This window comes from Vreelandella sp. V005 (assembly GCF_052645115.1).
Window position 1 is genome coordinate 57,252 of sequence record NZ_JBQXYA010000006.1, and the last position, 23,357, is coordinate 80,608.

Consider the following 23,357-nt stretch of genomic DNA (forward strand, 5'->3'; position numbering starts at 1 on the left):
TCCTTAAAATGATTAATCCTTTTCGCGTGGCTCACTCGCTTGCCGATCATTGTCACGCGTGTCGGCGCCACGAGGGTCTGTGTAGTGATAATAACGCTCAATGGCGCCACGGGTGATAATACCTGAAATACGCTGCTGCTTTGGGCGATAGCCGTGCACCACGTAAAGCGCTCCCAAGGCATTATCCTGAAGTTTCAAGAACGCTTCGGAAAGCGTTGCTTGTAAACCAATCGGCGCCAGTTCTAAGCGCTGCCCAGGAATTTCCAGCAAATCTATCAATTCATCTTCAGGCGGCGCTTGGCCTTGCAGCGCTTCATCATGCTCAAGCAGCCAGCGCGCCAGTTCAACCGCCTTGAGGGCTAACACGGGTTTCTCTTCGCTGGAGCGCTCAATGACCAACCACATCGGGTTCGTTTCTAATAAAAGCCGTGCCTGATTGGGCGTAATCATCCGCTCGGTACGCACCAGTTGACGCTCCATCACCGCTGGCACCGAAACCCGCGAGAGCGCTTGCATCAAGGGTTGCTGAAGCGGGTGCAGTCCATAACGCACCGCGCTAACAAAGAATCCTTCACAGCCCGTCAATTGACGCGAGGTTAAACACGCCACCACCACCGCTAACATACCAGGCAGCATGATACTCGGCGTGTGGGTTAACTCCAAAAGCGCCATCAGCGCGGCAAGGGGGGCTTGTAACACCGCGCCCATCATCGCCGCCATGCCTAACATTGCATAAATTCCAGGATCGGCGGCTTTATCTGACCACAGCCAACCGCCTAGCAAACCAAACAACGCCCCGGTGGCAGCCCCCACGACCAGCACTGGGCCAATGATGCCAATCGGTATGCCACCCGCAACGGTCAGTGCCGTTATCAGCAGTTTGGCGATCATCAATGCCAGTAATACTTTAATTTCGAGTTGGTTATTGAGCGCCGCCGCCACGCTGTCATAACCGATTCCCTGCACCTGAGGAAACCACCACGCGACCGCCCCGGTGGCAATCCCCACTACTCCAAGGCGCAGCCAAAGCGGCCAATCCATAATTCGCTGGCTGCGTGAAATATGAATAAACAGACCGGCCAACAAGCCGATCACCAAACCCGTCAGCACGATCCAAGGCAGATTGATTAGTGACCCCAGGGCTACTTCCGGAATTCGAAATGCCGGTTCATTCCCGTAAGCCAACTGCGCCACCAGCGCACCCATGGTAGAGGCCAGAATGACGGGCATAAAGCTCATCAAGGTGTACTCCATCATTACCACTTCCATGGCAAAGATCACCCCCGCAATAGGGGTATTGAAAGAGGCGGAAATGGCCGCTGCCGTCCCGCAGGCGACGAGTACTCTTAGGCTATTATTGGGCAATCGCATCTGCTGCCCGAGCCCACTGGCTGCTGCTGCACCTAAATGTATCGCTGGTCCTTCACGGCCTGCAGAGAGGCCACCAAGCACGACCACCACCCCGACCCACCACTGGTTTAACCAGTTGCGTAATGGGAAACGGCCTTGGTGATAGGTGAGTCGCTCAATCACATGGCCAACGCCCAGCTTACGCGCTGCCGGTTTTTGCCGGTATAGCAGCACACCGACTATCGTCACCGCCGTAATAGGTAATAGGGCACGTAGCCAAGGCGCCATGCTTTCAAACGCCTCAGGGTCACCATCAGTCATGTACAGTGCGGCGCCTCCTTCCAATAGCAGCCGAAACGCCACCATCACCGCACCAGTAATGATTCCGGAGACAAGGCCCAACAAACAGAGTTGCGGAAGCGCGTCGACGTTGGCCAACTGGCGACGAAAACTCTCTAAGGTAAAATCCGAACGGGTAAAACGCGCCACAGCGATCTGCCTTGTCTTTGGTCTTAGTGTTCTTATCTATTTATCCTCTTGTGTATCATAGCCCGATACACTTCGACAGCCCGAAGCAATCCGCTTAGGCTGATAACACCGCGTGTTGTCATCGCTGGTGGTGCAAATTGTGATGAAATACCTGTTCTGAAAAATGTTTTGCGAAGCTCGCAAGGAGTGATTTGTGATTAAGGTCGGCATTGTTGGCGGTACCGGTTACACCGGCGTTGAATTATTGCGGCTACTCGCCCAGCACCCTCATGTCGAGGTAGCCGCGATTACTTCGCGCTCAGAAACTGGCGTCAAGGTAAGCGACATGTATCCCAACCTGCGCGGCCATTACGACACGCTGACCTTTAGCGAGCCGGATGCCAAACAGCTGGGCGCCATGGACGCGGTGTTCTTTGCCACGCCCCACGGTGTTGCCCACGCGCTGGCGGGCGAGCTTCTCGATAACGGCACGCGGGTGATTGATCTCTCGGCCGACTTCCGGCTGCGCGATGCCGATGAATGGAGCCGCTGGTACGATCAAGCTCACGGCGCTCCCGCACTGTTAGAAGAAGCCGTCTACGGGCTGCCGGAAATGCATCGCGAAAAAATCAAAAACGCCCGGTTAATTGCGGTGCCCGGCTGTTATCCCACGGCGGTTCAATTAGGTTATCTACCCCTGTTGGAAGCAGGCCTCATCGACCCAAGCCAGCTCATTGCTGACTGCAAATCCGGCGTCACCGGGGCTGGCCGCGGCGCTAAAGTGGGTTCACTGCTCGCAGAGGCCAGCGAATCGATGAAAGCCTACGGCGCGTCAGGTCATCGTCATCTGCCGGAAATTAGCCAAGGGCTTCGAGACATCCATCAGTCCACAGTAGGTTTGACCTTTGTACCCCACTTAACGCCGATGATCCGTGGTATTCATGCCACACTTTACAGCCAGTTGACCGCTGAACCGGGCGATCTGCAGACACTCTTTGAGCAGCGCTATGCCGATGAGCCGTTTGTCGATGTGATGCCAGCAGGGAGCCATCCCGAAACCCGCAGTGTCAAAGGTATCAACACCTGCCGCTTGGCAGTTCACCGGCCTAATAATGGCAACACCGTTATCGTGCTATCGGTCATTGATAATCTGGTTAAAGGTGCTTCAGGTCAGGCGATTCAAAACCTCAATCTAATGTTTGGCTTTGACGAGAACACCGGCCTCACCGCCCCCGCGTTAATGCCCTAAACTCTCATTAATTCCCAGCAATAGTTGACCAATTTGCTGGGAATTACCCATAATCACCCCCCAATGCCGATTTATTCGTTCTTTAAGCTCGCGGGAGGTACCCATGAGCGGTGCAGAAGCCTTTGTTCCAACCCCACTACTGCTCTCTGACAGCGCGCGCAAACGCATCAATGCGCTGATCGCAGAAGAAAACAACCCATCCCTCAAGCTACGCGTCTACGTAACCGGTGGCGGCTGTTCCGGTTTTCAATACGGCTTCGACTTTGCCGACAACGTTGCCGATGATGACACTGTGATTGAGTTCGGTGAGGCTGCGCTAGTGGTTGATCCTCTCTCCTATCAATACTTGGTAGGCTCAACCGTCGACTATGAAGAAGGCCTGGCTGGGGCGCGTTTTCGCGTTCAAAACCCCAACGCCACCACTACTTGTGGGTGTGGCGCTTCCTTTATGGTCTAAACAGCGTTGGCCCGCAGCGCTCCCCGTGACTTGACGGCCTGACGGTTTCTCGCCAAGGTTGATAGGTCAATAACGGCTTACCAGCGTGTTCGAGCGGAATATTTCGCTCTGATACTGACGACTAGCCATATAAACCACGGGGAAACTTATGAAAGTTGCATTACCCACCAGCGTTACAAAAACGACACTCGCTCTTGCACTGGGATTGGGCAGCGCTACGGCCGCCATGGCGCAAACGCCCTCGGTGAACGTGGTGACTGACCCAAGCTTTGTGCCCTTTGAGATGATGGACCAAGAAACCGGCGAAATGGTCGGCTTCGACATGGACATCATCAACGAAGTTGCCAAGCGCGCAGGCTTTGAAGTCAACCTCACCACCATGGAATTTGCCGGCATCATTCCTGCCGTGCAAACCGGTAGCCAAGAGATTGCGATTGCCGGCACTACCATTACCGAAGAGCGTGCTGAAATCGTTGATTTCTCTGACCCCTACTACGATTCCGGGTTAAAAATCATTGTTCGTGCCGACAACGACGATGTTGAAACCATCGACGACCTCGCCGATCTCTCCATCGCCACACGGATTGGTTCCACAAGCTACGACTTCCTACAGCAAGAACTGGGTGAAGACGCCGATATTACGCCTTACCCCGCCATGAGCGATATGTACATGGCGCTTCTGGGCCGTAACGTCGATGCTGTCTTTTACGATGCCCCTAACGTCTCCTACTTCGCGCAAACCCGCGGTGAAGGGCGTACAAAAGTCGTCGGCCCGCTTTATGAAGGCCAGCAGTACGGCATCGTTTTTCATAAAGGCAGCGAATGGGTAGAACCCACCAACGAAGCGCTGGCTGCGATGAAAGAAGACGGCACCTACGATGAGATTTATTCAAAATGGTTTGGTGAAGCGCCTAGCGAAGAGTAAGCCTAACCTGCTAACAGCATAACGCGATGACAGGGCCGGGCGGCCACAACCCCCGGCCCTGCTGCGTTTGTTAAATGCTTTTGCTCATCGTCTCTCTTTGATTCAGGAGTCACCGCGTGGACGTCAATTTTCAGTTTGATTGGTCGGCAGCGTTTGGGTCTATTCCCTACCTACTACCAGGGATCCCCTGGACGTTACTGATCTCTTTTGGTGGCCTCGCCATCGGTTTTTTTATCGGCATTTTCTTTGGTCTGTTGCGCATTAGCCGCCTGCGCTGGCTACGCTGGCCTGCAATTTTTTACATCGAAGTATTTCGCGGCACGCCCATCCTGGTTCAAGTGCTGTTTATTTTTTACGGTTTACCGCAGTTGATTGGATCACCGATTAATCCTCTAGTGGCCGGTATTGCCGCCATTGCGGTTAACTCAGGCGCTTATATCTCTGAAATCGTTCGAGGCGGTGTACAGTCGATTGAGCGCGGTCAAGGCGAAGCATCGCTTTCCTTAGGCCTCTCACGGACACAGTCCTTTCGCTATGTGATATGGCCCCAGGCCTTTCGCCGGATGATTCCCTCACTGGGTAACCAGGGCATTATTAGTATCAAAGACACCTCACTATTCTCAGTGATTGGCGTCGGTGAGTTGGTGCGTCAGGGGCAAATTTATATCTCCACCACTTTCACCGCTCTGGAGGTCTACTTCATGGTGGCGTTGATGTATCTAGCCATCACTTGGACACTTTCCATCATCCTTCGCCAGCTTGAAATTAGAGGCTTGGCCGGACAATAAGGACACGCGCAATGAGCGATACAATGGACAACGCAACCCAACCCATTGTGCGTATGCAGCAGCTCAATAAACACTTTGGCGCTCTGCACGTACTTAATGGCATTGATTTAAAAATTATCCCAGGCGAAGTGGTGGTGATTATTGGCGCCAGTGGTTCAGGGAAATCCACGCTAATTCGCTGTATTAATGGCCTAGAAGAGTTCCAATCAGGCAGTTTGGTGGTCGACGATAACGAGTTGCTTCCCTACGGTAAAAGTACGCAAGCGCTGCAAACGATCCGCACCGAAGTGGGCATGGTGTTTCAGCAATTCAATCTATTTCCCCATCTCAGCGTTATCGACAACGTCACCTTAGCGCCGGTTAAAGTGCGCGGTTTAAGCCTTGAAGACGCCAAGAATAACGCTAAGCGACTGCTAGACAGGGTCGGTATTGCCGACCAGGCTGATAAGTATCCTAATCAGCTCTCAGGAGGGCAGCAGCAGCGTGTGGCGTTGGCACGCGCCTTGGCCATGGAACCACGGCTAATGCTGTTTGACGAGCCCACCTCGGCGCTTGACCCAGAAATGATCGGTGAAGTGTTGGATGCCATGCGTGAGTTGGCTAAAGAGGGCATGACCATGGTCATTGTCACCCATGAAATGGGCTTTGCACGTGAAGTGGCTGACCGAGTGATATTTATCCATAAAGGCGAAATTACCGAGCAAGGACCGCCTGAAACGCTATTCGATTCACCACAACATGAACGCACCCAATCCTTCCTAGCGCGCGTGCTCAAACATTAGAACAACGGGTTCATAGCGCTATAAATTGTCTTTAAATCGTTTTTAAGTACCGGCCTGTCGACACGACAGGCTTTTTTTTGCCTGTGGATAAACTTTTTTTACTTAACGCCTCTTTACCCTTGTAAGGCTTGCCATAAGCGCCGATTGCCTTTTATAGAGCCTATGACTCGCTTGTACACAGGTGTGGTAACAACACAGGTACTGGCCAGTGGATAAGCCGTGCTTAAATGTATCTGTGGATAAAGCCCTATTCCATCCACAGGCTTAGCACTCCTTCTGCCCAGGCACTCCCGCTTTCAAACACGTAAAAGTCAACAATATAAGCTGATGAAAGTAATGGTAATAATTAGCTTATACACAGAATTTGTCCACACTAGTAGTTACAACATTTACAGAACTTCTCTTATTTTATATTTATGTTGTTATTAATAGAGGCTGTTAAGCCATTCGAAGTGTGGAAAAACCTGACGGTTACCCACAGGGGGTTTATACTTGCCGGCTCATTGATCTAAGCTGGCTACGTCAACAACTGCACTGGCCATCACATCCGTGCCGATGGGCACAAGACGAGGTGTCTTTTGAATTACCCTGACCGCTTTGACGTGATTGTCATCGGCGGTGGCCATGCGGGAACCGAAGCCGCATTGGCCTCTGCTCGCATGGGCTGTCAGACCCTGCTGCTTACCCATAACATCGAAACCCTGGGACAAATGTCGTGTAACCCCGCCATCGGCGGCATCGGCAAAAGCCATTTGGTCAAAGAGATCGATGCGCTGGGCGGCGCCATGGGACTTGCCACTGATTTGGGTGGTATCCAGTTTCGTGTGCTCAACGCCCGCAAAGGGCCAGCGGTCAGGGCAACTCGGGCCCAAGCGGACCGTATTCGCTACAAAGCTGCTATTCGCGGCATATTAGAAAATCAACCCAACTTGACGATTTTCCAGCAGGCTGCTGGTGATCTCATTGTGGATAACGACACCGTGCGTGGTGTAGTGACGGAAACCGGAATACGTTTTCACGCTCAAAGCGTCGTGCTGTGTACCGGTACTTTTTTGGGTGGTGTGATTCACATTGGTCTGGATCAAAGCAAAGGCGGTCGAGCGGGTGATCCGCCTTCCAACGCGCTGGCTGAACGTCTGCGTGCGCTGCCGTTTCGCGTTGACCGCTTAAAAACCGGCACGCCGCCGCGTATTGATGCCAAAACCGTTGATTTTTCTCAGTTGGAAGAGCAGCCAGGCGATAGCCCAACGCCGGTAATGTCCTACCTGGGATCGCGGGAGATGCATCCTCAGCAGGTCAGTTGCCACATTGCTCATACTAATCAGCAAACGCATGACCTGATTTTGGCTAACCTTGATCGCTCACCGATGTATTCCGGTGTGATCGAAGGAATTGGGCCGCGTTACTGCCCGTCAATTGAAGACAAAGTACATCGCTTTGCCGATAAATCGAGCCATCAGGTATTTATCGAGCCTGAGGGGTTGGATACCCATGAGCTTTACCCCAACGGCATCTCAACCTCACTGCCGTTTGATGTACAGATTCAAGTGGTTCGCTCAATAAAAGGCCTGGAAAACGCCCATATCACCCGGCCTGGTTACGCCATTGAGTATGATTTTTTTGATCCGCGGGATTTAAAACACTCGCTGGAAACTAAATTTATCCACAGCCTGTTTTTCGCTGGGCAGATTAATGGCACCACCGGATACGAAGAAGCCGGTGCTCAAGGGTTGTTAGCAGGCTTGAATGCGGCGCGACGCGCCCAAGAGTTAGACGCTTGGTACCCACGGCGCGACGAAGCCTACCTTGGTGTACTGGTGGATGACCTGATCACCATGGGCACCAAAGAGCCTTATCGAATGTTTACGTCGCGGGCCGAGTATCGCCTGCTGCTACGTGAAGACAATGCAGACTTGCGCTTAACCGAAGCTGGCCGCGAATTAGGCCTCGTCAATGACGAACGCTGGGCCGCGTTTAGTCAAAAACGCGAAGCCATTGAGCAAGAGAGTGCGCGTCTGGATACCATTTGGATCCAGCCTGGTACCCCGGCTGCGGCACAGGTGGCGGAAACTACCGGTGCGGCGCTCACGCGTGAATATCGTCTGAGTGATCTGCTTAAACGCCCTGAGTTGAACTATAGCGACTTGGCCAACCTGCCTGGTATCGAAGGCACGTTGGTTACCGATCCAGCGGTTGCCGAACAGGTACAAATCCAAGCCAAGTACCAAGGCTATATCAATCGCCAGCAGGATGAGATTGACAAGCTCAAGCGCCATGAAGGAACGGCGCTGCCCGCCGAGCTGGATTATTTGAAAATAGAGGGGCTATCCATCGAAATTCGCCAAAAGCTGGCGGAAGCACGACCAGAAACCCTCGCCCATGCAGCGCGTATTTCAGGGGTCACCCCCGCGGCGATTTCAATCCTGTTGGTGTACTTGAAAAAGCGCCGGTTAGTCGCTGCGGCCGATGTGGTAAACGGATGAGCTCGTTGATTCCCCTATTGAAAACGCTGCCTACGAGCGTCGCGCCACGGCTAGATCAAGGGCTTAGCCAGTTGGCTATCAACGTTGAGGACCACCAGCGCGAGCAGCTGCTAGGTTTATTAGCCCTGTTGCACAAGTGGAACCGGGCTTATAACCTCACCGCGGTGCGCGATGTGGATGACATGGTATCGCGCCACGTGCTGGATAGCGCCGTTGCGCTGCCCTATGTACAAGGGCCGAAGCTATTGGATGTGGGGGCGGGCCCAGGTTTACCCGGTTTGGTGTTGGCCATTTTGGCCCCCCAACTAGACGTCACGCTGCTGGACAGCAATGGCAAAAAAGTCCGTTTTCAACGCCAAGCGGTGATGGAATTAGGGTTAAAAAACGTAACCCCTGTTCAGGCGCGGGTAGAGCAGTTTCAAGCCGCCACGTTTGATCAGGTGATTTCGAGAGCGTTTGCCAGCTTGGTGGATTTCGTCACCTTGACTCGCCAGTTACCGAGTCCCGATGGTCAATGGCTGGCCATGAAAGGGCCGGGTGCTGACGATGAGTTACGCGAATTGCCTGCTGGTATTTGTTTACATGAGCGTCACCTGCTGGAAGTACCTTTTGAAACGGCCCAGCGGCAGCTATTAATCTTGAAAGCTGAATGTTGATTCTGACCCCAGGAAGGAGTTGAGTAAGTGAGCCAGATCATTGCCCTGACCAACCAAAAAGGCGGTGTGGGCAAGACCACCTCAGCCGTTAACCTGGCAGCTAGCCTCGCTGGACTCGATCGTCGCGTGCTGCTGGTGGATCTTGACCCCCAAGGCCATGCCAGCATGGGCAGCGGCATCGATAAATACGAGCTCGACAAAAGCGTGCTGGATGTACTGTTAGGCGAAGCAACGGCCGCTGAGACCATCGTTAAAGACCTGGCGGTGAAGTACGATGTTCTGCCGGGTAACGGTGATCTCACCGCCGCCGAAGTCGAGCTACTGGATCGTGATAAGAGCGAGAGCTGCCTAACCAACGCGCTTGCGTCGGTCTCGGGTGCTTACGACGTGGTGCTTATCGACTGCCCGCCCTCTTTGAACATGCTGACGGTCAATGCCTTGACGGCTTCCGATAGTGTGCTGATCCCTCTACAGTGTGAGTTCTATGCCCTGGAAGGATTATCGGCGCTGCTCGATACCGTTGAACAGATTAAGCAGAATGTGAATCCGGATCTAGCGATTGCGGGCATACTGCGCACCATGTACGACAAGCGCACTAGCTTGACCCGGGAAGTGGATAAGCAACTGCGTGATTACTTTGGTGACATGCTGTTAAAAACCACCATTCCCCGTAATGTAAAAGTTGCCGAAGCACCGAGCCACGGATTGCCAGTGACCCAGTATGCTCGGTTCTCCCGGGGTAGCCAGGCCTATCGTGTGTTGGCAAAAGAGATGATTCGTCGTCTTTCACTGTAACCACTCTTCACTTCAACTCTTCAATTCAAAAAAGGGGCGCTGAAAAATGAGGGAAAGCGAATGACGCGTAAACCCGCACTGGGACGTGGCCTGGATGCCCTGATTGGTGCCGGTGCCCGCCGCCGTGACAGCTTGGAACTTGCCGGTAACGGTACGTCCATGGACCTGGCGAGCGAAACAAAAAATAGCGCAGCCGAGGAAATGACCGAAGACCGCCTGGAACGGCTGCCGCTCGGTCAGTTGACCCGCGGCAAATATCAGCCACGCCGGGATATTCAGCCCGAAGCGTTGGAAGAACTCGCTGACTCTATTCGCGCCCAGGGTGTGATGCAGCCCATCGTGGTGCGGCCGATTGGCGTGGATCGCTACGAAATTATTGCTGGCGAGCGTCGCTGGCGGGCCGCCCAGCTTGCCGAGTTGGACGTTATTCCAGCCGTGATTCGCGAAGTTAGCGATGAAGTGGCGCTGGCGCTGGCATTGATAGAAAATATCCAGCGCGAAAATCTCAACGCCGTTGAAGAAGCCATGGCGCTTAAGCGGCTGGGCGAAGAATTCGAGCTGACTCAACAGCAGATAGCGGATGCAGTGGGTAAGTCCCGCACTCAGGTAGCCAATTTATTGCGTCTACTGGCACTTGACCCCGAAGTGCAAACATTACTGGAACGTGGCGATTTGGATATGGGACATGCGCGGGCATTGTTATCACTGAACAGTGCCCAGCAGCGACAAGTCGCCCATGAGGTCGTCAATAACGACATGACCGTACGCGCCACCGAAGCGCTGGTGAAAAAGGTGCAGACCAGCCAGGCGCCGATTACACCCCCTAGCCGTCAAACCAAGCAGCCCGATGTGGCCAAGCTTGAAACGCAACTTGGCGAGCTGCTTGGTGCACCTGTTTCTATTGATCATGGCCAAAAAGGCAAAGGTAAATTAACGATACGCTATACAAGTCTAGAAGAGTTAGACGGCATCTTAAATCATATTAAATAGCAGGCTATTCATTATCGCGTAAGAAGAGACCACGTTTTCCCTCTTTGGTCGCAAATCGACCCCTTAACGTACAAATTCGGTGCGACTTCGGTTGAAGGTGTGATAGCGCTTCCCTATAATCGCGCAAGATTTGTGCAAGTTGCCTGTGTTTGTCGAAGTACGCCGATTTTTTTAGGGCTGGGTATTGGCTCAAAGCGCTATTGCAAGTGCACGTTGTGAGAGTCCGTACAGAGAGCCCATATAGAGAGCTATGCAGCGATACGAAACCCAGCGGCGAAAAGCCTACATCCTTCGGCTTACGATCGTGCAGCTCTCAATGACTCTTTGCGGCATGCTGGCAGCCTATTGGGTGGATGATGTTGAAGGCATGTCATCGGTTTTTAAAGGAGCGCTAGTAGCCTTGCTCCCGCATGCTTTCTTCATCAAGCGAATGGGAGTAATGCGCGCGGGTAGGCCTTCACAGGCAGCGATGCGCTTGTTTCGCGCCGAAGCAGGCAAGTTTGGTTTGACGGTGGCACTGTTCGTTGCTGTGTTCGTGGCAGCGCCCCCTTCAAACCCTACTTTCTTTTTTTATGCTTATGTTGCGGTTGTTCTAACGCATTGGCTTACGCCTTGGTTAATGCCAAAAAACGTCAATGCCTAGAAAATTGCACAATTAAATTGAGGTGACACATCCATGGCCGCAGGAAACGAAGTCTCGACGACTTACTATATCCAGCACCACTTGCAGAACCTGACGTTTGGTAACCACCCCGTCAATGGCTGGTCGCTGGCGCACTCGGCGGAAGAAGCCAGTGAAATGGGCTTTTGGGCCATTCATCTAGACACCATGGGCTGGTCAATTGCCATGGGGCTGCTGTTTATCTGGATTTTCCGTAAAGCGGGAAAAATGGCCACCACCGGTGTCCCCGGCGGTCTGCAAAACGCAGTCGAAATGGTTGTTGAATTCATTGAAGACATGATCAAAGGGACTTTCAAAGGCCATAATCCGCTTATCGCGCCACTGGCCCTGACGCTGTTCGTGTGGATTCTGTTCATGAACACGCTAAAAATTATTCCGGTCGACTACTTCCCTGTGTTGTTCAGCAAACTAGGGGTCGACTACATGAAAATCGTGCCGACTACCGATGTGAACGCTACGCTGGGGTTAGCGTTAGGGGTCTTCGGTCTAATTCTCTACTACAGCTTTAAAGTGAAAGGCGTGGGCGGTTTTGCCAAAGAGCTCTCCCTTACCCCGTTTAATCACTGGGCCCTGATCCCCTTCAACCTACTGTTGGAAATCGTCGCGCTGCTGGTGAAACCGTTCAGCTTGGCAATGCGTCTTTTCGGCAACATGTTCGCCGGGGAAGTGATCTTCATTCTGATCGCCATGCTGCCCTTCTGGGCTATCTGGGTGCTGGATGTACCGTGGGCGATCTTCCATATCCTGATCGTCGTACTTCAGGCCTTCATTTTTACAGTGCTATCCGTGGTGTATCTAAGCGCTGCACACGAACATCACTAATCCGAGCAATGCTTGCAACACATTAACCCTTAACCTCAACCCTCGACCTTAAACTTGAAAAACTAGGAGCATTACCATGGAACTTATCTACATTGCCGCTTCCATCATGATCGGTCTCGGCGCTCTAGGTACCGGCATTGGCTTCGCTATTTTGGGCGGTAAGCTGCTGGAATCTACCGCGCGTCAGCCGGAGCTAGGCGACCAACTGCAAACCAAAACCTTCCTAATGGCAGGTCTGTTGGATGCGGTTCCGATGATCGGTGTTGGTATCGCAATGTACCTGATCTTCGTTGTTGCCGGTTAATGACAGCTCAGCCGAGCGTTAAACGCTCGGTTTTGTTTCACTCCGGTCGCCACGAACTTGTCAGAGGTACATTTCTGTGAATATCAACATGACGCTAATCGGGCAGACGATCGCCTTCGCGATCTTTGTCTGGTTTTGCTTAAAGTATGTGTGGCCTCCGATCAGCAACGCGCTTCATGAGCGTCAGAAAAAAATTGCTGATGGCTTGGACGCAGCCAGCCGCGCTAACCGCGACCTTGAGCTTGCTCAAGAGCGGGCGGAACAAACGCTGCGTGAAAGCAAGGAGCAAGCTTCTCAAATTCTCGAGCAGGCTAATAAGCGCTCTGCCCAGATAGTTGAAGAAGCCCGCGAACAGGCCCGCGCCGAAGGCGAACGCCTTGTAGCGAGCGCACGTTCCGAGATTGAGCAAGAAGTAAATCGCGCTAAAGATGAACTTCGTGCCCAGGTCTCTTATCTCGCCGTTATGGGTGCCGAGCGTGTTCTTGAAGCGTCGGTCGACGAACAAGCCCATCGCAAGTTACTTGATGAGCTTGCTGCTGAACTGTAAGGAGGTGAATCATGGCGGAACTACTGACCGTCGCTCGTCCTTACGCTAAGGCAGCGTTTGAATACGCGCGTGATCATGAGGCGCTTGATAGTTGGTCACAAGCGCTGAGTTTTTTAAGCTTTGCGGTAGCAGACGTTAACGTTCGCCATCGGTTAAGCAGTCCAAAACTAGACAGCGAGCAAAAAGTGTCGCTGCTTGTTGAGCTGATTCCTGAGCAACAAGATGACGCTTTACAGCGGTTTTTGACTGTCCTGGCTGACCAAAGCCGCCTGATGGCGCTGGCATCGATTGCTGAACAGTTCGAGCACCTGCGTGCCGAACACGAGCAGCGGGTTGAAGTGAATGTCACTTCTGCTTATCAGCTAGATAGCGAGCAAGAAACGAAGCTAGCGAACGCGCTTAAAAAACGTCTGAATCGCGAAATCTCTATTACTACTCAAGTGGACAAGTCGCTGATTGGCGGTGTCATCCTACGTGCTGGCGATACCGTTATTGACGGGTCGGTCCGTGGTCGATTGAACCGCCTTTCTGACGCGCTAACCGCTTGAGTCTGAGGGACATGGCATGCAGCAACTGAATCCTTCCGAGATCAGCGACATCATCAAGCAGCGAATTGAAAAGCTTGACGTCGCATCTGAAGCCCATAATCAGGGCACCATCGTCACTGTTTCTGACGGTATCGTGAAAATTCACGGCCTCGAAGACGCGATGTTTGGTGAAATGATTGAATTTCCCAACAGCATTTTTGGCATGGTACTCAACCTGGAGCGCGACTCCGTGGGTGCCGTGGTGCTGGGTGACTACCTGCAGCTCGAAGAGGGCATGACTGCCAAGTGTACCGGTCGTATCCTTGAAGTGCCGGTGGGCCCTGAGCTGATTGGTCGCGTGGTCGATGCGCTGGGTAACCCCATCGATGGTAAAGGCGACATCAACACCACCATGACCGACGCCGTCGAGAAAGTGGCGCCGGGCGTTATCACCCGCCAATCCGTTGATGAGCCGATTCAAACCGGTCTTAAGTCTATCGACGCCATGGTGCCGATCGGCCGTGGTCAGCGTGAGCTGATCATCGGTGACCGCCAGATTGGTAAGTCTGCCATTGCCATTGATGCCATCATCAATCAGAAAGGCAAAGGCGTTACCTGTGTCTACGTAGCGATCGGCCAGAAGCAATCCACCATCGCGAACGTGGTGCGTAAGCTGGAACAGCACGGCGCGATGGAACACACCATCGTCGTGGCTGCGGGCGCTGCCGATCCGGCACCGATGCAGTTCCTGGCACCTTACTCTGGCTGCACCATGGGCGAGTACTTCCGCGACCGCGGCGAAAACTCACTCATCGTGTATGACGACCTTTCCAAGCAGGCCGTTGCGTACCGTCAGGTATCGCTGCTGCTGCGTCGTCCGCCGGGCCGTGAAGCTTATCCTGGTGACGTTTTCTATCTACACTCGCGTCTTCTTGAGCGTGCGGCGCGTGTTAACGTCGACTACGTTGAAAAGTTCACCAACGGTGAAGTGAAAGGCAAGACCGGTTCCTTGACCGCACTGCCGATCATCGAAACCCAGGGTGGCGACGTTTCTGCGTTCGTTCCGACCAACGTCATCTCGATCACCGATGGTCAGATATTCCTGGAAACCAACCTGTTTAACTCCGGTATTCGTCCGGCGATTAACGCAGGTCTATCGGTTTCTCGTGTGGGTGGTTCGGCGCAGACTAAAATCATCAAGAAACTGGGCGGTAGTGTACGTCTGGCACTGGCTCAGTACCGTGAATTGGCGGCCTTCTCGCAGTTCGCATCTGACCTTGATGAAGCCACGCGTAAGCAGCTCGAACACGGTCAACGTGTTACCGAGTTGATGAAGCAGAACCAGTACTCGCCGATGTCGGTAGCTGAAATGGCGCTTTCGCTTTACGCCGCCAACGAAGGTTATCTGGACGATGTCGAAGTAAACAAAGTGTTGGATTTTGAGCGTGCCCTGCACGACTACATGAAGTCCGAACATGCTGATCTCCTCGACAAGATCAACCAGAGCGGCGACTACAACGGTGAGATTCAAGACAGCTTGAAGTCGGGTCTCGAGAAGTTCAAGGCGACTCAGAGCTGGTAATGTCTGGCCCGCCCCTCACGGGTGGGTTTGCATGCTTTCTGAGAGCCACGAACGAAGGGTAGATCGCTATGGCAGCTGCAAAAGAGATACGCACCCAAATCGGGAGCATTAAAAATACGCAGAAGATCACCAGCGCCATGGAAATGGTAGCTGCATCGAAAATGCGTAAAGCGCAAGATCTGATGAGAGCCAGTCAGCCTTACGCTAAGCAGATCCGTAATGTGGTTGGCCACTTAGCCAACGCAAACCCTGAGTACAAGCACGACTATATGGTCGAGCGTAGCGAGGTGAAGCGTGTTGGCTACATTGTGGTATCCACTGACCGCGGTCTGTGCGGTGGCTTGAACCACAATCTTTTCAAACTCTTGCTTAAAGACGCTGCAGGCTGGAAAAAGCAGGGTGCCGAGCAAGATTTCTGTGCGCTTGGCGCCAAGGCGAGCACCTTTTTCCGCAATTACGGCGGTAATTTGGTAGCAGCGAAAAGTGGATTAGGTGAAGCCCCGACGGTAGAAGGCTTGATTGGCAGTATTAAGGTCATGCTCGAAGCGTACGATGAAGGACGTCTCGACCGGCTGTATGTGGTGCACAACGAGTTTGTGAACACCATGACGCAAAAGCCAGTGGTTCGTCAGCTTCTTCCCCTGTCGCCTGATATGGGCGCAGGCGCTGAGCAAGACGACGAAAACGCCCGTCCCGGAAGCTGGGACTACCTGTATGAACCGGATGCCAAGGCGTTGCTCGATAGCCTGTTGGTTCGTTTCATCGAATCGCAGGTGTATCAGGCGGTAGTGGAAAATGGCGCTTGTGAACAAGCCGCTCGAATGATTGCTATGAAAAGTGCCACCGACAACGCAGGCGGCCTGATCGACGATCTGGAGATGGTTTATAACAAGGCCCGTCAGGCTGCCATTACCCAGGAAATTTCTGAGATCGTCGGCGGCGCTGCTGCCGTATAACGCCTAGGGAGCCGACGCTTTTAGCGGCTCCCGGCAGACAGGTTTCATTTGCAGGTTTTAGAGAGGAACCAAGATGAGCGGACGTATCGTACAAATCATCGGCGCGGTGATTGACGTAGAGTTTCCGCGGGACTCTGTGCCCAAGGTCTACGACGCGCTGAAGGTCTCCGATGTTGAGACCATCCTCGAAGTCCAGCAGCAGCTGGGCGACGGCGTGGTGCGCACCATCGCCATGGGCTCCACTGAGGGCTTGAAGCGTGGCATGGCAACGACCAGCACAGGTGCTGCTATTTCCGTACCGGTAGGTAAGGAAACGCTGGGCCGTATTATGAACGTACTCGGTGAGCCGATCGACGAAGCGGGACCGATCGGCGAGCAAGAGCGTATGCCGATTCACCGTAAAGCACCGAGCTATGCGGACCAAGCAGCCTCTAACGAGCTGCTGGAAACCGGTATCAAGGTTATCGACTTGGTCTGCCCGTTTGCGAAGGGTGGTAAAGTGGGCCTGTTCGGCGGTGCCGGTGTGGGTAAAACCGTTAACATGATGGAGCTTATCCGCAACATCGCCACCGAACACAGCGGCTATTCTGTCTTCGCTGGTGTCGGTGAGCGTACGCGTGAGGGTAACGACTTCTATCACGAAATGACGGAATCCAACGTTATCGATAAGGTATCGCTGGTTTACGGTCAGATGAACGAGCCCCCGGGTAACCGTCTGCGCGTGGCGCTGACTGGCCTGACTATCGCTGAGAAATTCCGTGATGAAGGCCGCGACGTACTGCTGTTCGTCGATAACATCTACCGCTATACCCTGGCAGGTACCGAAGTATCGGCACTGCTTGGCCGTATGCCGTCAGCAGTAGGTTATCAACCGACGCTAGCCGAAGAGATGGGCGTTCTGCAGGAGCGTATTACCTCGACGAAAACCGGTTCAATCACTTCCGTACAGGCCGTTTACGTGCCCGCGGATGACTTGACCGACCCGTCGCCAGCGACCACCTTCTCCCACCTGGATGCGACCGTGGTACTGGCGCGTTCTATCGCCGAACTGGGTATCTACCCGGCGATTGATCCGCTCGACTCCACCTCACGTCAGTTGGATCCGTTGGTTGTCGGTGAAGAGCACTACGCTACCGCTCGCGGTGTGCAGAACGTTCTTCAGCGCTACAAAGAGCTTAAGGATATCATCGCTATCCTAGGTATGGATGAGCTGTCGGATGAAGACAAGCTGGCCGTATCCCGGGCGCGTAAAATCCAGCGCTTCTTGTCGCAGCCGTTCTTCGTGGCTGAGGTATTTACCGGTTCACCAGGTAAGTATGTGTCGCTGAAAGACACCATTAGTGGCTTCCAGGGCATCCTTGCTGGCGAATACGACGATATGCCGGAACAGGCCTTCTACATGGTCGGTTCAATCGACGAAGCCGTCGAGAAAGCCAACCAGATGAAGAAGTAATCCCGTCCATTAGGGGGATTCGCTATGGCGAATAGCTTTACTTGCAATATCGTCAGCGCTGAAGCATCGATCTTCTCAGGTACCGTTGAGCAGGTGATTGCTTCCGGGATGATGGGTGACCTGGGCATTTTGCCGGGTCACGCTCCCCTGCTGACTGAGCTTCAGCCGGGTCCGGTTCGCGTGATCTATGATGGTGGCGCAGAAGAGAACTTTTATGTCACTGGCGGCTTCATGGAAGTTCAGCCAGATGTCGTAACGATTCTGGCTGACGCTGCATCGCGTGCCAGCGACCTCAATGAGGCTGCAGCCGAAGAAGCGCGTCAACAAGCGCTGAAAGCCTTTAACGAGAAGTCATCGGAGCTCGACTATACCCGAGCGGCCGCTGAACTTGCCGAAGCCGTTGCACAGCTAAGAACGATTCAACAGCTGCGTAGAAAGGCGGGTAAAGGCTAGTACCCACGCGTTAGGCGTGGTACAGCGCCCCTTAAGCCCGTCATCAGGGTTTAAGGGGCGTTTTTTGTTGGCTAGAAAAAAGAGTAAGAATAATGAGAAAGGCCAGTACAATTGATTAGATCGGCAGCACGGCGCTGGAAAGCGTGATGGGAGATAACCATGGCACTGAATGATGAAAGCTTGCAGCAATTAAAAGCCGAATTGCTCGACGAGTTAGCCAAGGAAGTGCCGAGTAGATCACTGCTCTCTTTGCGTTTGGCCGAAACCCGCTCAGCGGATATCGGTGAAGTGCTCGAAGAGATGATCGAAGATGACGAGGCGTTGCCTGCTGCGCTCTCGTTGCTGGATATTCTCTCTGCCGAGCGGGCTGCTAACGTATTGGGCTATTTGCCCGGCGAGAGTCAGCTTGAGGTGGTAGGTAAGCTGGATGACAGCCAGCTACTGAAACTGTTGGAGGAGATGGGCTCGGATGAACGCGCCGACCTGTTCAATCTACTCAGTGAAGATCGCCGTGAAGCGTTGCTGCGGCGCATGGCCCACCGCGAGCGTGAAGATTTAAAGCGACTTGCCAGCTACGAAGAGGGCACTGCAGGCGCCATCATGACCTCTGACTATGTGTCCATCGCCAGTGGCATGACGGTGTCTAAGGCGATGATGCGGGTACGCCAGACTGCCCCGGATGCGGAAACGGTTTACCAGCTTTATATTCTGGATAGCGATGGGCAACTGATTGGCACCATGTCGCTACGCCAACTGATGGTCGCCCGCCCCGGCGCTATTGTTGATGACATTATGATTAAAGACGTTATCAGCACCCGGGTTGATAACGCTCAGGAAGACGTTGCCCGCATCGTGGCCAAGTATGACTTACTAGCGCTGCCGGTAATTGATGCCGATGACCGCATGGTCGGCATTGTGACCCATGATGATGCAATGGATGTGGCTGAATCCGAAGCAACGGAGGATTTCCACAAGGGGATGTCGATCGGCCAGTTGGAAGACGGTGTGAGCCGTGTGAAGCTCTGGAGCCTCTACCGTAAGCGCGTGTTCTGGCTGGTCCTGTTGGTGTTTGCCAATCTGTTTTCGGGCGCCGGGATTGCCTATTTTGAAGAGACCATCGCCGCCCAGGTAGCGCTGGTGTTCTTTTTGCCGCTGTTGATCGGCAGTGGCGGTAACGCCGGTGCTCAGGCCGCCACGCTGATGGTGCGCGGTATGGCGACCGGTGATGTCGGGGTAAAAGACTGGGGCAAATTACTGGGCCGCGAAATGCTGGTAGCGGGCTCGCTGGGTATCACCATGGCTATCGCGGTAATGCCGATTGGCATTATGCGCGGTGGCGAAGCATTGGCAATTGTGGTGGCCTTTAGCATGGTCACCATCGTGCTGTTTGGCAGCCTGCTGGGCATGTGTTTGCCCTTTGTTCTAGAGCGCTTCAAGGTCGACCCGGCGACGGCTTCGGCTCCTCTGGTGACCACCTTGATCGATGCCTCTGGCGTAGTGATCTATTTCAGTATTGCCACGTTGCTGCTGTCTTAATTTTGGTGAAAGGCCCAAGGCTTAACGCATTGAGCTGCTGGCCGCGCGAGTAATAAACAGTACTTCCACATGCCCCAGCCACTCGATATCGCTAGCTAGCGCTTTTAGCTGGCTGGCAAGGCACTGGGGTGGCTGATGCACCGCATCATCAATGATAAGTGATACTGAGACCTTATCGTCTAAGTAATGCAGCTGAAGTTCATTAAGCGTGCGCCATACCGGGTGCTTATACCAGCGGGCATCGAGTGCCGCTTCCACTTCAGGGCGCAACGGCAGCCCGGGTAAGCGGCTGGGATCGCCCGCACCGGCGTCGTCTTCGGGGTCAACGTGAAAGATGACATCGGTCAGAGCGGGGAACTCGTGGCGCAAGCGGCGACTGACCTCATTGCCGATCTCATGGGCTTCGGAGACGGTAATCTTAGGCCCCACTACTACGTGTAGATCGACCATGACCCAGCCAGCGGATTGGCGCGTACGCAGGTCGTGAACACTATCCACTCCCGGCACACCGCAAGCGACGTCGTGCATTTGATTTTGGACATCCACGGGCAGTGCGGTATCGACCAGCTCGCGCGCTGACTCCCAGAGTAAGTCTAAACCTACCTTACCGACCAATAAGCCTACGATAATAGCCGCCACGGCATCGAGCCAACCTAAACCAAACTGCGCCCCAATGAGTGCCACCAGCACCACGGCGGTGGACAACGCATCGCTACGCGAGTGCCAAGCGTTGGCTTCGAGTAATTTTGACTTTACGCGTTTAGCGACGCGCATGGTGTAGCGAAAAATCCACTCTTTACTCAACAGCGCAATGACCGTAATCACAATGGCTAGCATGCCAGGCGCGTTAACGGCGGTACCGCTAAACAGACGGTCCAGGCTGGACCAGGCAATACCGCCCGCCACGAAAATCAACACGCTTCCCAATAGCAACGTGGTGAGGGTTTCGATGCGTCCGTGGCCATAATGGTGGTCTTTATCGGGTTCCTGGCGTCCGTAATGAATGGCTGCCAGCACAAAACCATCGGTGACTAAATCAGACAGTGAGTGAATGCCATCAGCAATCAGGGCCGCTGAACCGACCATAAAACCGATGGTCACTTTGACGATGCTCAGCAGGGCGTCCAGCCACGCACCAATGTAGGTGACGCGCTTGGCCTCTTGGCTAAGTCGCGCTTGGTCTTGAACCACTGGCGTTTCGATGGTCTGAGTCATGGGTACCTTACAGGCGCATGCATTCGATGGTGCCTATTGTAGCGCACTCCTTATAGCGGCTATAGCGGTCATGTGATTGAACGGCTCATTCATCACATTCGGTAGCGTCAGCATAAATCCGAAATTGCTTCACTGCGTTCGTAATGACAGCGCTTAGGTCATTGTAATGAGCTCATGGTGATGAGCGCCCCAACGCGGCAATTTCAGCAAAAGCAGTGGCGGACAAAGAATAGACGGATGTGTATCCTTAAGCGCCATTGCAACCCATCAATTGTTTTTTATGTATAGGATTTTTTATGGATTGGCTCCAGGTGGTGGTGTTAGCGGTTGTTCAGGGAATTTCAGAATTTTTACCCGTTTCAAGCTCTGCTCACCTGATTTTGGTGCCTGTGCTGACAGAGTGGCAAGATCAAGGCTTGGCATTTGATGTGGCCCTGCACTTGGGCAGCCTCTCCGCGGTGATACTCTATTTCCGGCATGAAATTTGGCAAATGGTTATCAGCAGCTTTGCCGCTTTGTGCGGCAAAGGCGTTAACGACGATGCACGGCTCGCTTTTTGGGTCATGTTAGCGACCATCCCCGTGGGTATTATTGGCTTACTGCTGCATGATGTTATTTCTCACTATATGCGTTCCACACTGATTATCGGCTTCAGTTTAATTGGTTTCGGTCTATTGTTGGGGTATGCCGATTGGCAGAAGCGCGGAACGCGTAGTGAATACCAACTGGGTTTAAAAGACGTGTTGATTATTGGTGGCGCTCAGGCGCTGGCGCTAATTCCCGGTACTTCGCGCTCAGGTATTACCATAACGGCGGCCTTAATGGTGGGCATGAGCCGAGAAGGCGCCTCGCGTTTCTCTTTTTTGCTGTCAATTCCGGTCATCGTGTTGGCCGGCGGTTTAGAGGCATTAGGGCTAATGAACGCCTCGCAGCCAATTGATTGGTCAGCGATGTTGGTAGGTACGTTATTGTCGGGAATAAGTGCGTATTTGTGTATTCACTACTTCCTGGTAATTATCAAAAAGCTGGGGATGCAGCCGTTTGTTATTTATCGCGTCCTGTTTGGCGCTTGGTTGCTATGGTTCTTTCATTTTTAAGCGCTTCACATTAAAAAAATCGTTTTTTTGAGCATCATTTTAAGGCAAGTCAGCTATGAAAAAGTCGGATCAAAAAAGGGGGGCAGGGCATGCGGTTAGGGGGGCGCGCCCGTTAGTCCTCATGAGCGTTTTGCTGTGTGCTCTTCTGGTATTACCTGGCTGTTCAGAGAGTGATCGTCCGCTGGAACCGCCTGTCCGTTTTGAAGGCAGTATTTTTGGTACCTTTTATCAGGTCACCGTTATGGACTCGCTTACTCAAGGCGAGTCGCTTGAATTGGAAGAGGGCTTCAAAGCAGAGCTAGAGAGCGTCGATCAGGCGATGTCCACTTACCGTGGCGATTCCGAACTGATCGCCTTTAACGAGGCACCCTTAGAGGAGTGGCAGCCGCTCTCCAACGAACTGATTGAAGTGTTGGCGATCAGCCAATCGGTGGCTGAAGCTAGCCACGGTGCCTTTGATATTACCGTGGGTGATTTGGTTAATTTATGGAGCTTCGGCCCTGGTGCCAGGCCTGAAGAAGTGCCTGCTGATGAGGTATTGGTCGAGGAGCTTTCCCTGGTGGGCTTCGATGCGGTAGATGTTGATACCCAAGCGATGCAGGCAAGACGTACACGAAACGTATTTGTCGACCTTTCCGGTGTGGCCAAAGGCCATGCTACGGACCGAGTGGCCGCTTACTTGGACCAGCAGGGGATCGAGCATTACTTGGTCAATCTAGGTGGCGACCTGATCGCCCGTGGCGTGCGTGATGAGGACGAACAGACGCCTTGGCGAATTGGCATTGAAGTACCCGAAGATGGCCAGCAGCGTGCTCAGCATATCATTCCGCTAGAGAGCATGTCGGTGGCGACTTCGGGTGACTACCGTCACTATTTTGAAGTGGATGGGCAGCGCTTCTCGCACACTATCGATCCACGAACAGGCCGACCGGTGACCCACCAAGTGGCGTCGGCATCGGTTTTCCACCCTTCCAACGCTTGGGCAGATGCCTGGGCCACAGCGCTGCTGGTGGTGGGTGAGCAAGAGGCCATGCAGATGGCCATCGAAAACGATCTCAAGGTACTTCTTCTGGTTCGTGATGGAGAGCAGTGGCGCAGTGTCGCCTCACCCGAATTCGTTAATTATTTTGGTGCATCGCTGGTGGATGAACTGGGCATTGAGCAATTACCAACCCCTCCCTTACCAGCCTCTAACCCGCCAGCGACCATGCCCGCCGAACAACCGGTAACAGGTGAATAA

At 53.4% G+C, this 23,357-nt stretch carries 23 protein-coding genes; 21 read left to right on the forward strand and 2 right to left on the reverse strand.

Translation table 11 applies throughout. The features are described from left to right. Window positions 1-12 precede the first annotated feature (12 nt). Window positions 13-1,839 (reverse strand): chloride channel protein, encoded by a 1,827-nt coding sequence (locus ACUN8H_RS13910; RefSeq protein ID WP_445532675.1) that lies wholly within the window; start codon window positions 1,837-1,839, stop codon window positions 13-15. Between the two features lie 193 nt (window positions 1,840-2,032). On the opposite strand from ACUN8H_RS13910, the gene argC reads away from it, so the two are divergent. The 19 genes from argC to mgtE all read left to right on the forward strand — a co-directional run bounded on the left by argC (window position 2,033) and on the right by mgtE (window position 19,805). Continuing rightward, window positions 2,033-3,067, forward strand: a complete 1,035-nt coding sequence (gene argC, locus ACUN8H_RS13915) for an N-acetyl-gamma-glutamyl-phosphate reductase (RefSeq protein ID WP_445532676.1) — start codon at window positions 2,033-2,035, stop codon at window positions 3,065-3,067. A gap of 103 nt (window positions 3,068-3,170) precedes the next feature. Next, entirely contained in the window at window positions 3,171-3,524 is a 354-nt protein-coding gene (gene erpA / locus ACUN8H_RS13920) for an iron-sulfur cluster insertion protein ErpA (protein WP_008959085.1), read from the forward strand. A 148-nt stretch (window positions 3,525-3,672) separates the two neighbouring features. After that, complete coding sequence (locus ACUN8H_RS13925; RefSeq protein WP_445532677.1) at window positions 3,673-4,449, forward strand: transporter substrate-binding domain-containing protein; 777 nt, start codon at window positions 3,673-3,675, stop codon at window positions 4,447-4,449. A 116-nt stretch (window positions 4,450-4,565) separates the two neighbouring features. Next, the gene (locus ACUN8H_RS13930; protein ID WP_445532678.1) at window positions 4,566-5,237 is read left to right on the forward strand and encodes an amino acid ABC transporter permease; all 672 of its coding nucleotides are present in this window, start codon (window positions 4,566-4,568) and stop codon (window positions 5,235-5,237) included. A gap of 11 nt (window positions 5,238-5,248) precedes the next feature. Continuing rightward, window positions 5,249-6,019 (forward strand): amino acid ABC transporter ATP-binding protein, encoded by a 771-nt coding sequence (locus tag ACUN8H_RS13935; RefSeq protein ID WP_445532679.1) that lies wholly within the window; start codon window positions 5,249-5,251, stop codon window positions 6,017-6,019. Window positions 6,020-6,597: 578 nt separating this feature from the next. Further along, the gene (gene mnmG / locus ACUN8H_RS13940; protein ID WP_445532680.1) at window positions 6,598-8,502 is read left to right on the forward strand and encodes a tRNA uridine-5-carboxymethylaminomethyl(34) synthesis enzyme MnmG; all 1,905 of its coding nucleotides are present in this window, start codon (window positions 6,598-6,600) and stop codon (window positions 8,500-8,502) included. Further along, window positions 8,499-9,158 (forward strand): 16S rRNA (guanine(527)-N(7))-methyltransferase RsmG, encoded by a 660-nt coding sequence (rsmG, locus tag ACUN8H_RS13945; RefSeq protein WP_445532681.1) that lies wholly within the window; start codon window positions 8,499-8,501, stop codon window positions 9,156-9,158. Before mnmG ends, rsmG begins: the two co-directional genes overlap by 4 nt. Window positions 9,159-9,185: 27 nt before the next feature. Beyond that, complete coding sequence (locus ACUN8H_RS13950; RefSeq protein ID WP_445532682.1) at window positions 9,186-9,953, forward strand: ParA family protein; 768 nt, start codon at window positions 9,186-9,188, stop codon at window positions 9,951-9,953. A gap of 60 nt (window positions 9,954-10,013) precedes the next feature. After that, a complete protein-coding gene (locus ACUN8H_RS13955; RefSeq protein ID WP_445532683.1) occupies window positions 10,014-10,943 on the forward strand; it encodes a ParB/RepB/Spo0J family partition protein in 930 nt (309 codons plus the stop codon). Window positions 10,944-11,193: 250 nt separating this feature from the next. Beyond that, the gene (locus tag ACUN8H_RS13960; RefSeq protein ID WP_445532684.1) at window positions 11,194-11,586 is read left to right on the forward strand and encodes an ATP synthase subunit I; all 393 of its coding nucleotides are present in this window, start codon (window positions 11,194-11,196) and stop codon (window positions 11,584-11,586) included. Window positions 11,587-11,619: 33 nt separating this feature from the next. Next, window positions 11,620-12,447 (forward strand): F0F1 ATP synthase subunit A, encoded by an 828-nt coding sequence (gene atpB, locus ACUN8H_RS13965; protein WP_290694021.1) that lies wholly within the window; start codon window positions 11,620-11,622, stop codon window positions 12,445-12,447. A 76-nt stretch (window positions 12,448-12,523) separates the two neighbouring features. Further along, window positions 12,524-12,751 carry a F0F1 ATP synthase subunit C gene (gene atpE / locus ACUN8H_RS13970; protein ID WP_022521051.1) on the forward strand — a complete coding sequence of 76 codons (228 nt, stop codon included), beginning with the start codon at window positions 12,524-12,526 and terminating at the stop codon, window positions 12,749-12,751. A gap of 76 nt (window positions 12,752-12,827) precedes the next feature. Next, window positions 12,828-13,298 carry a F0F1 ATP synthase subunit B gene (locus ACUN8H_RS13975; protein WP_022521052.1) on the forward strand — a complete coding sequence of 157 codons (471 nt, stop codon included), beginning with the start codon at window positions 12,828-12,830 and terminating at the stop codon, window positions 13,296-13,298. A gap of 11 nt (window positions 13,299-13,309) precedes the next feature. Beyond that, complete coding sequence (locus tag ACUN8H_RS13980; RefSeq protein WP_445532685.1) at window positions 13,310-13,846, forward strand: F0F1 ATP synthase subunit delta; 537 nt, start codon at window positions 13,310-13,312, stop codon at window positions 13,844-13,846. 16 nt (window positions 13,847-13,862) lie between these two features. After that, the gene (gene atpA, locus ACUN8H_RS13985) at window positions 13,863-15,407 is read left to right on the forward strand and encodes a F0F1 ATP synthase subunit alpha (RefSeq protein ID WP_176302935.1); all 1,545 of its coding nucleotides are present in this window, start codon (window positions 13,863-13,865) and stop codon (window positions 15,405-15,407) included. Window positions 15,408-15,475: 68 nt separating this feature from the next. Then, the gene (gene atpG / locus ACUN8H_RS13990; RefSeq protein WP_445532686.1) at window positions 15,476-16,363 is read left to right on the forward strand and encodes a F0F1 ATP synthase subunit gamma; all 888 of its coding nucleotides are present in this window, start codon (window positions 15,476-15,478) and stop codon (window positions 16,361-16,363) included. Window positions 16,364-16,436: 73 nt separating this feature from the next. Then, a complete protein-coding gene (gene atpD / locus ACUN8H_RS13995) occupies window positions 16,437-17,816 on the forward strand; it encodes a F0F1 ATP synthase subunit beta (RefSeq protein WP_290694014.1) in 1,380 nt (459 codons plus the stop codon). Between the two features lie 24 nt (window positions 17,817-17,840). Then, complete coding sequence (locus tag ACUN8H_RS14000; protein WP_445532687.1) at window positions 17,841-18,269, forward strand: F0F1 ATP synthase subunit epsilon; 429 nt, start codon at window positions 17,841-17,843, stop codon at window positions 18,267-18,269. Window positions 18,270-18,428: 159 nt separating this feature from the next. Next, window positions 18,429-19,805, forward strand: a complete 1,377-nt coding sequence (mgtE, locus tag ACUN8H_RS14005) for a magnesium transporter (RefSeq protein ID WP_445532688.1) — start codon at window positions 18,429-18,431, stop codon at window positions 19,803-19,805. A gap of 21 nt (window positions 19,806-19,826) precedes the next feature. Here mgtE and ACUN8H_RS14010 read toward each other — a convergent pair whose 3' ends face one another. Beyond that, the gene (locus ACUN8H_RS14010) at window positions 19,827-21,020 is read right to left on the reverse strand and encodes a cation diffusion facilitator family transporter (RefSeq protein WP_445532689.1); all 1,194 of its coding nucleotides are present in this window, start codon (window positions 21,018-21,020) and stop codon (window positions 19,827-19,829) included. Window positions 21,021-21,316: 296 nt separating this feature from the next. Between ACUN8H_RS14010 and ACUN8H_RS14015 the strand changes: the two genes are divergently transcribed. Then, entirely contained in the window at window positions 21,317-22,117 is an 801-nt protein-coding gene (locus ACUN8H_RS14015; protein WP_445532690.1) for an undecaprenyl-diphosphate phosphatase, read from the forward strand. Window positions 22,118-22,238: 121 nt separating this feature from the next. Continuing rightward, window positions 22,239-23,357, forward strand: coding sequence for an FAD:protein FMN transferase (locus ACUN8H_RS14020; RefSeq protein WP_445532691.1), 1,119 nt, complete (start codon window positions 22,239-22,241; stop codon window positions 23,355-23,357).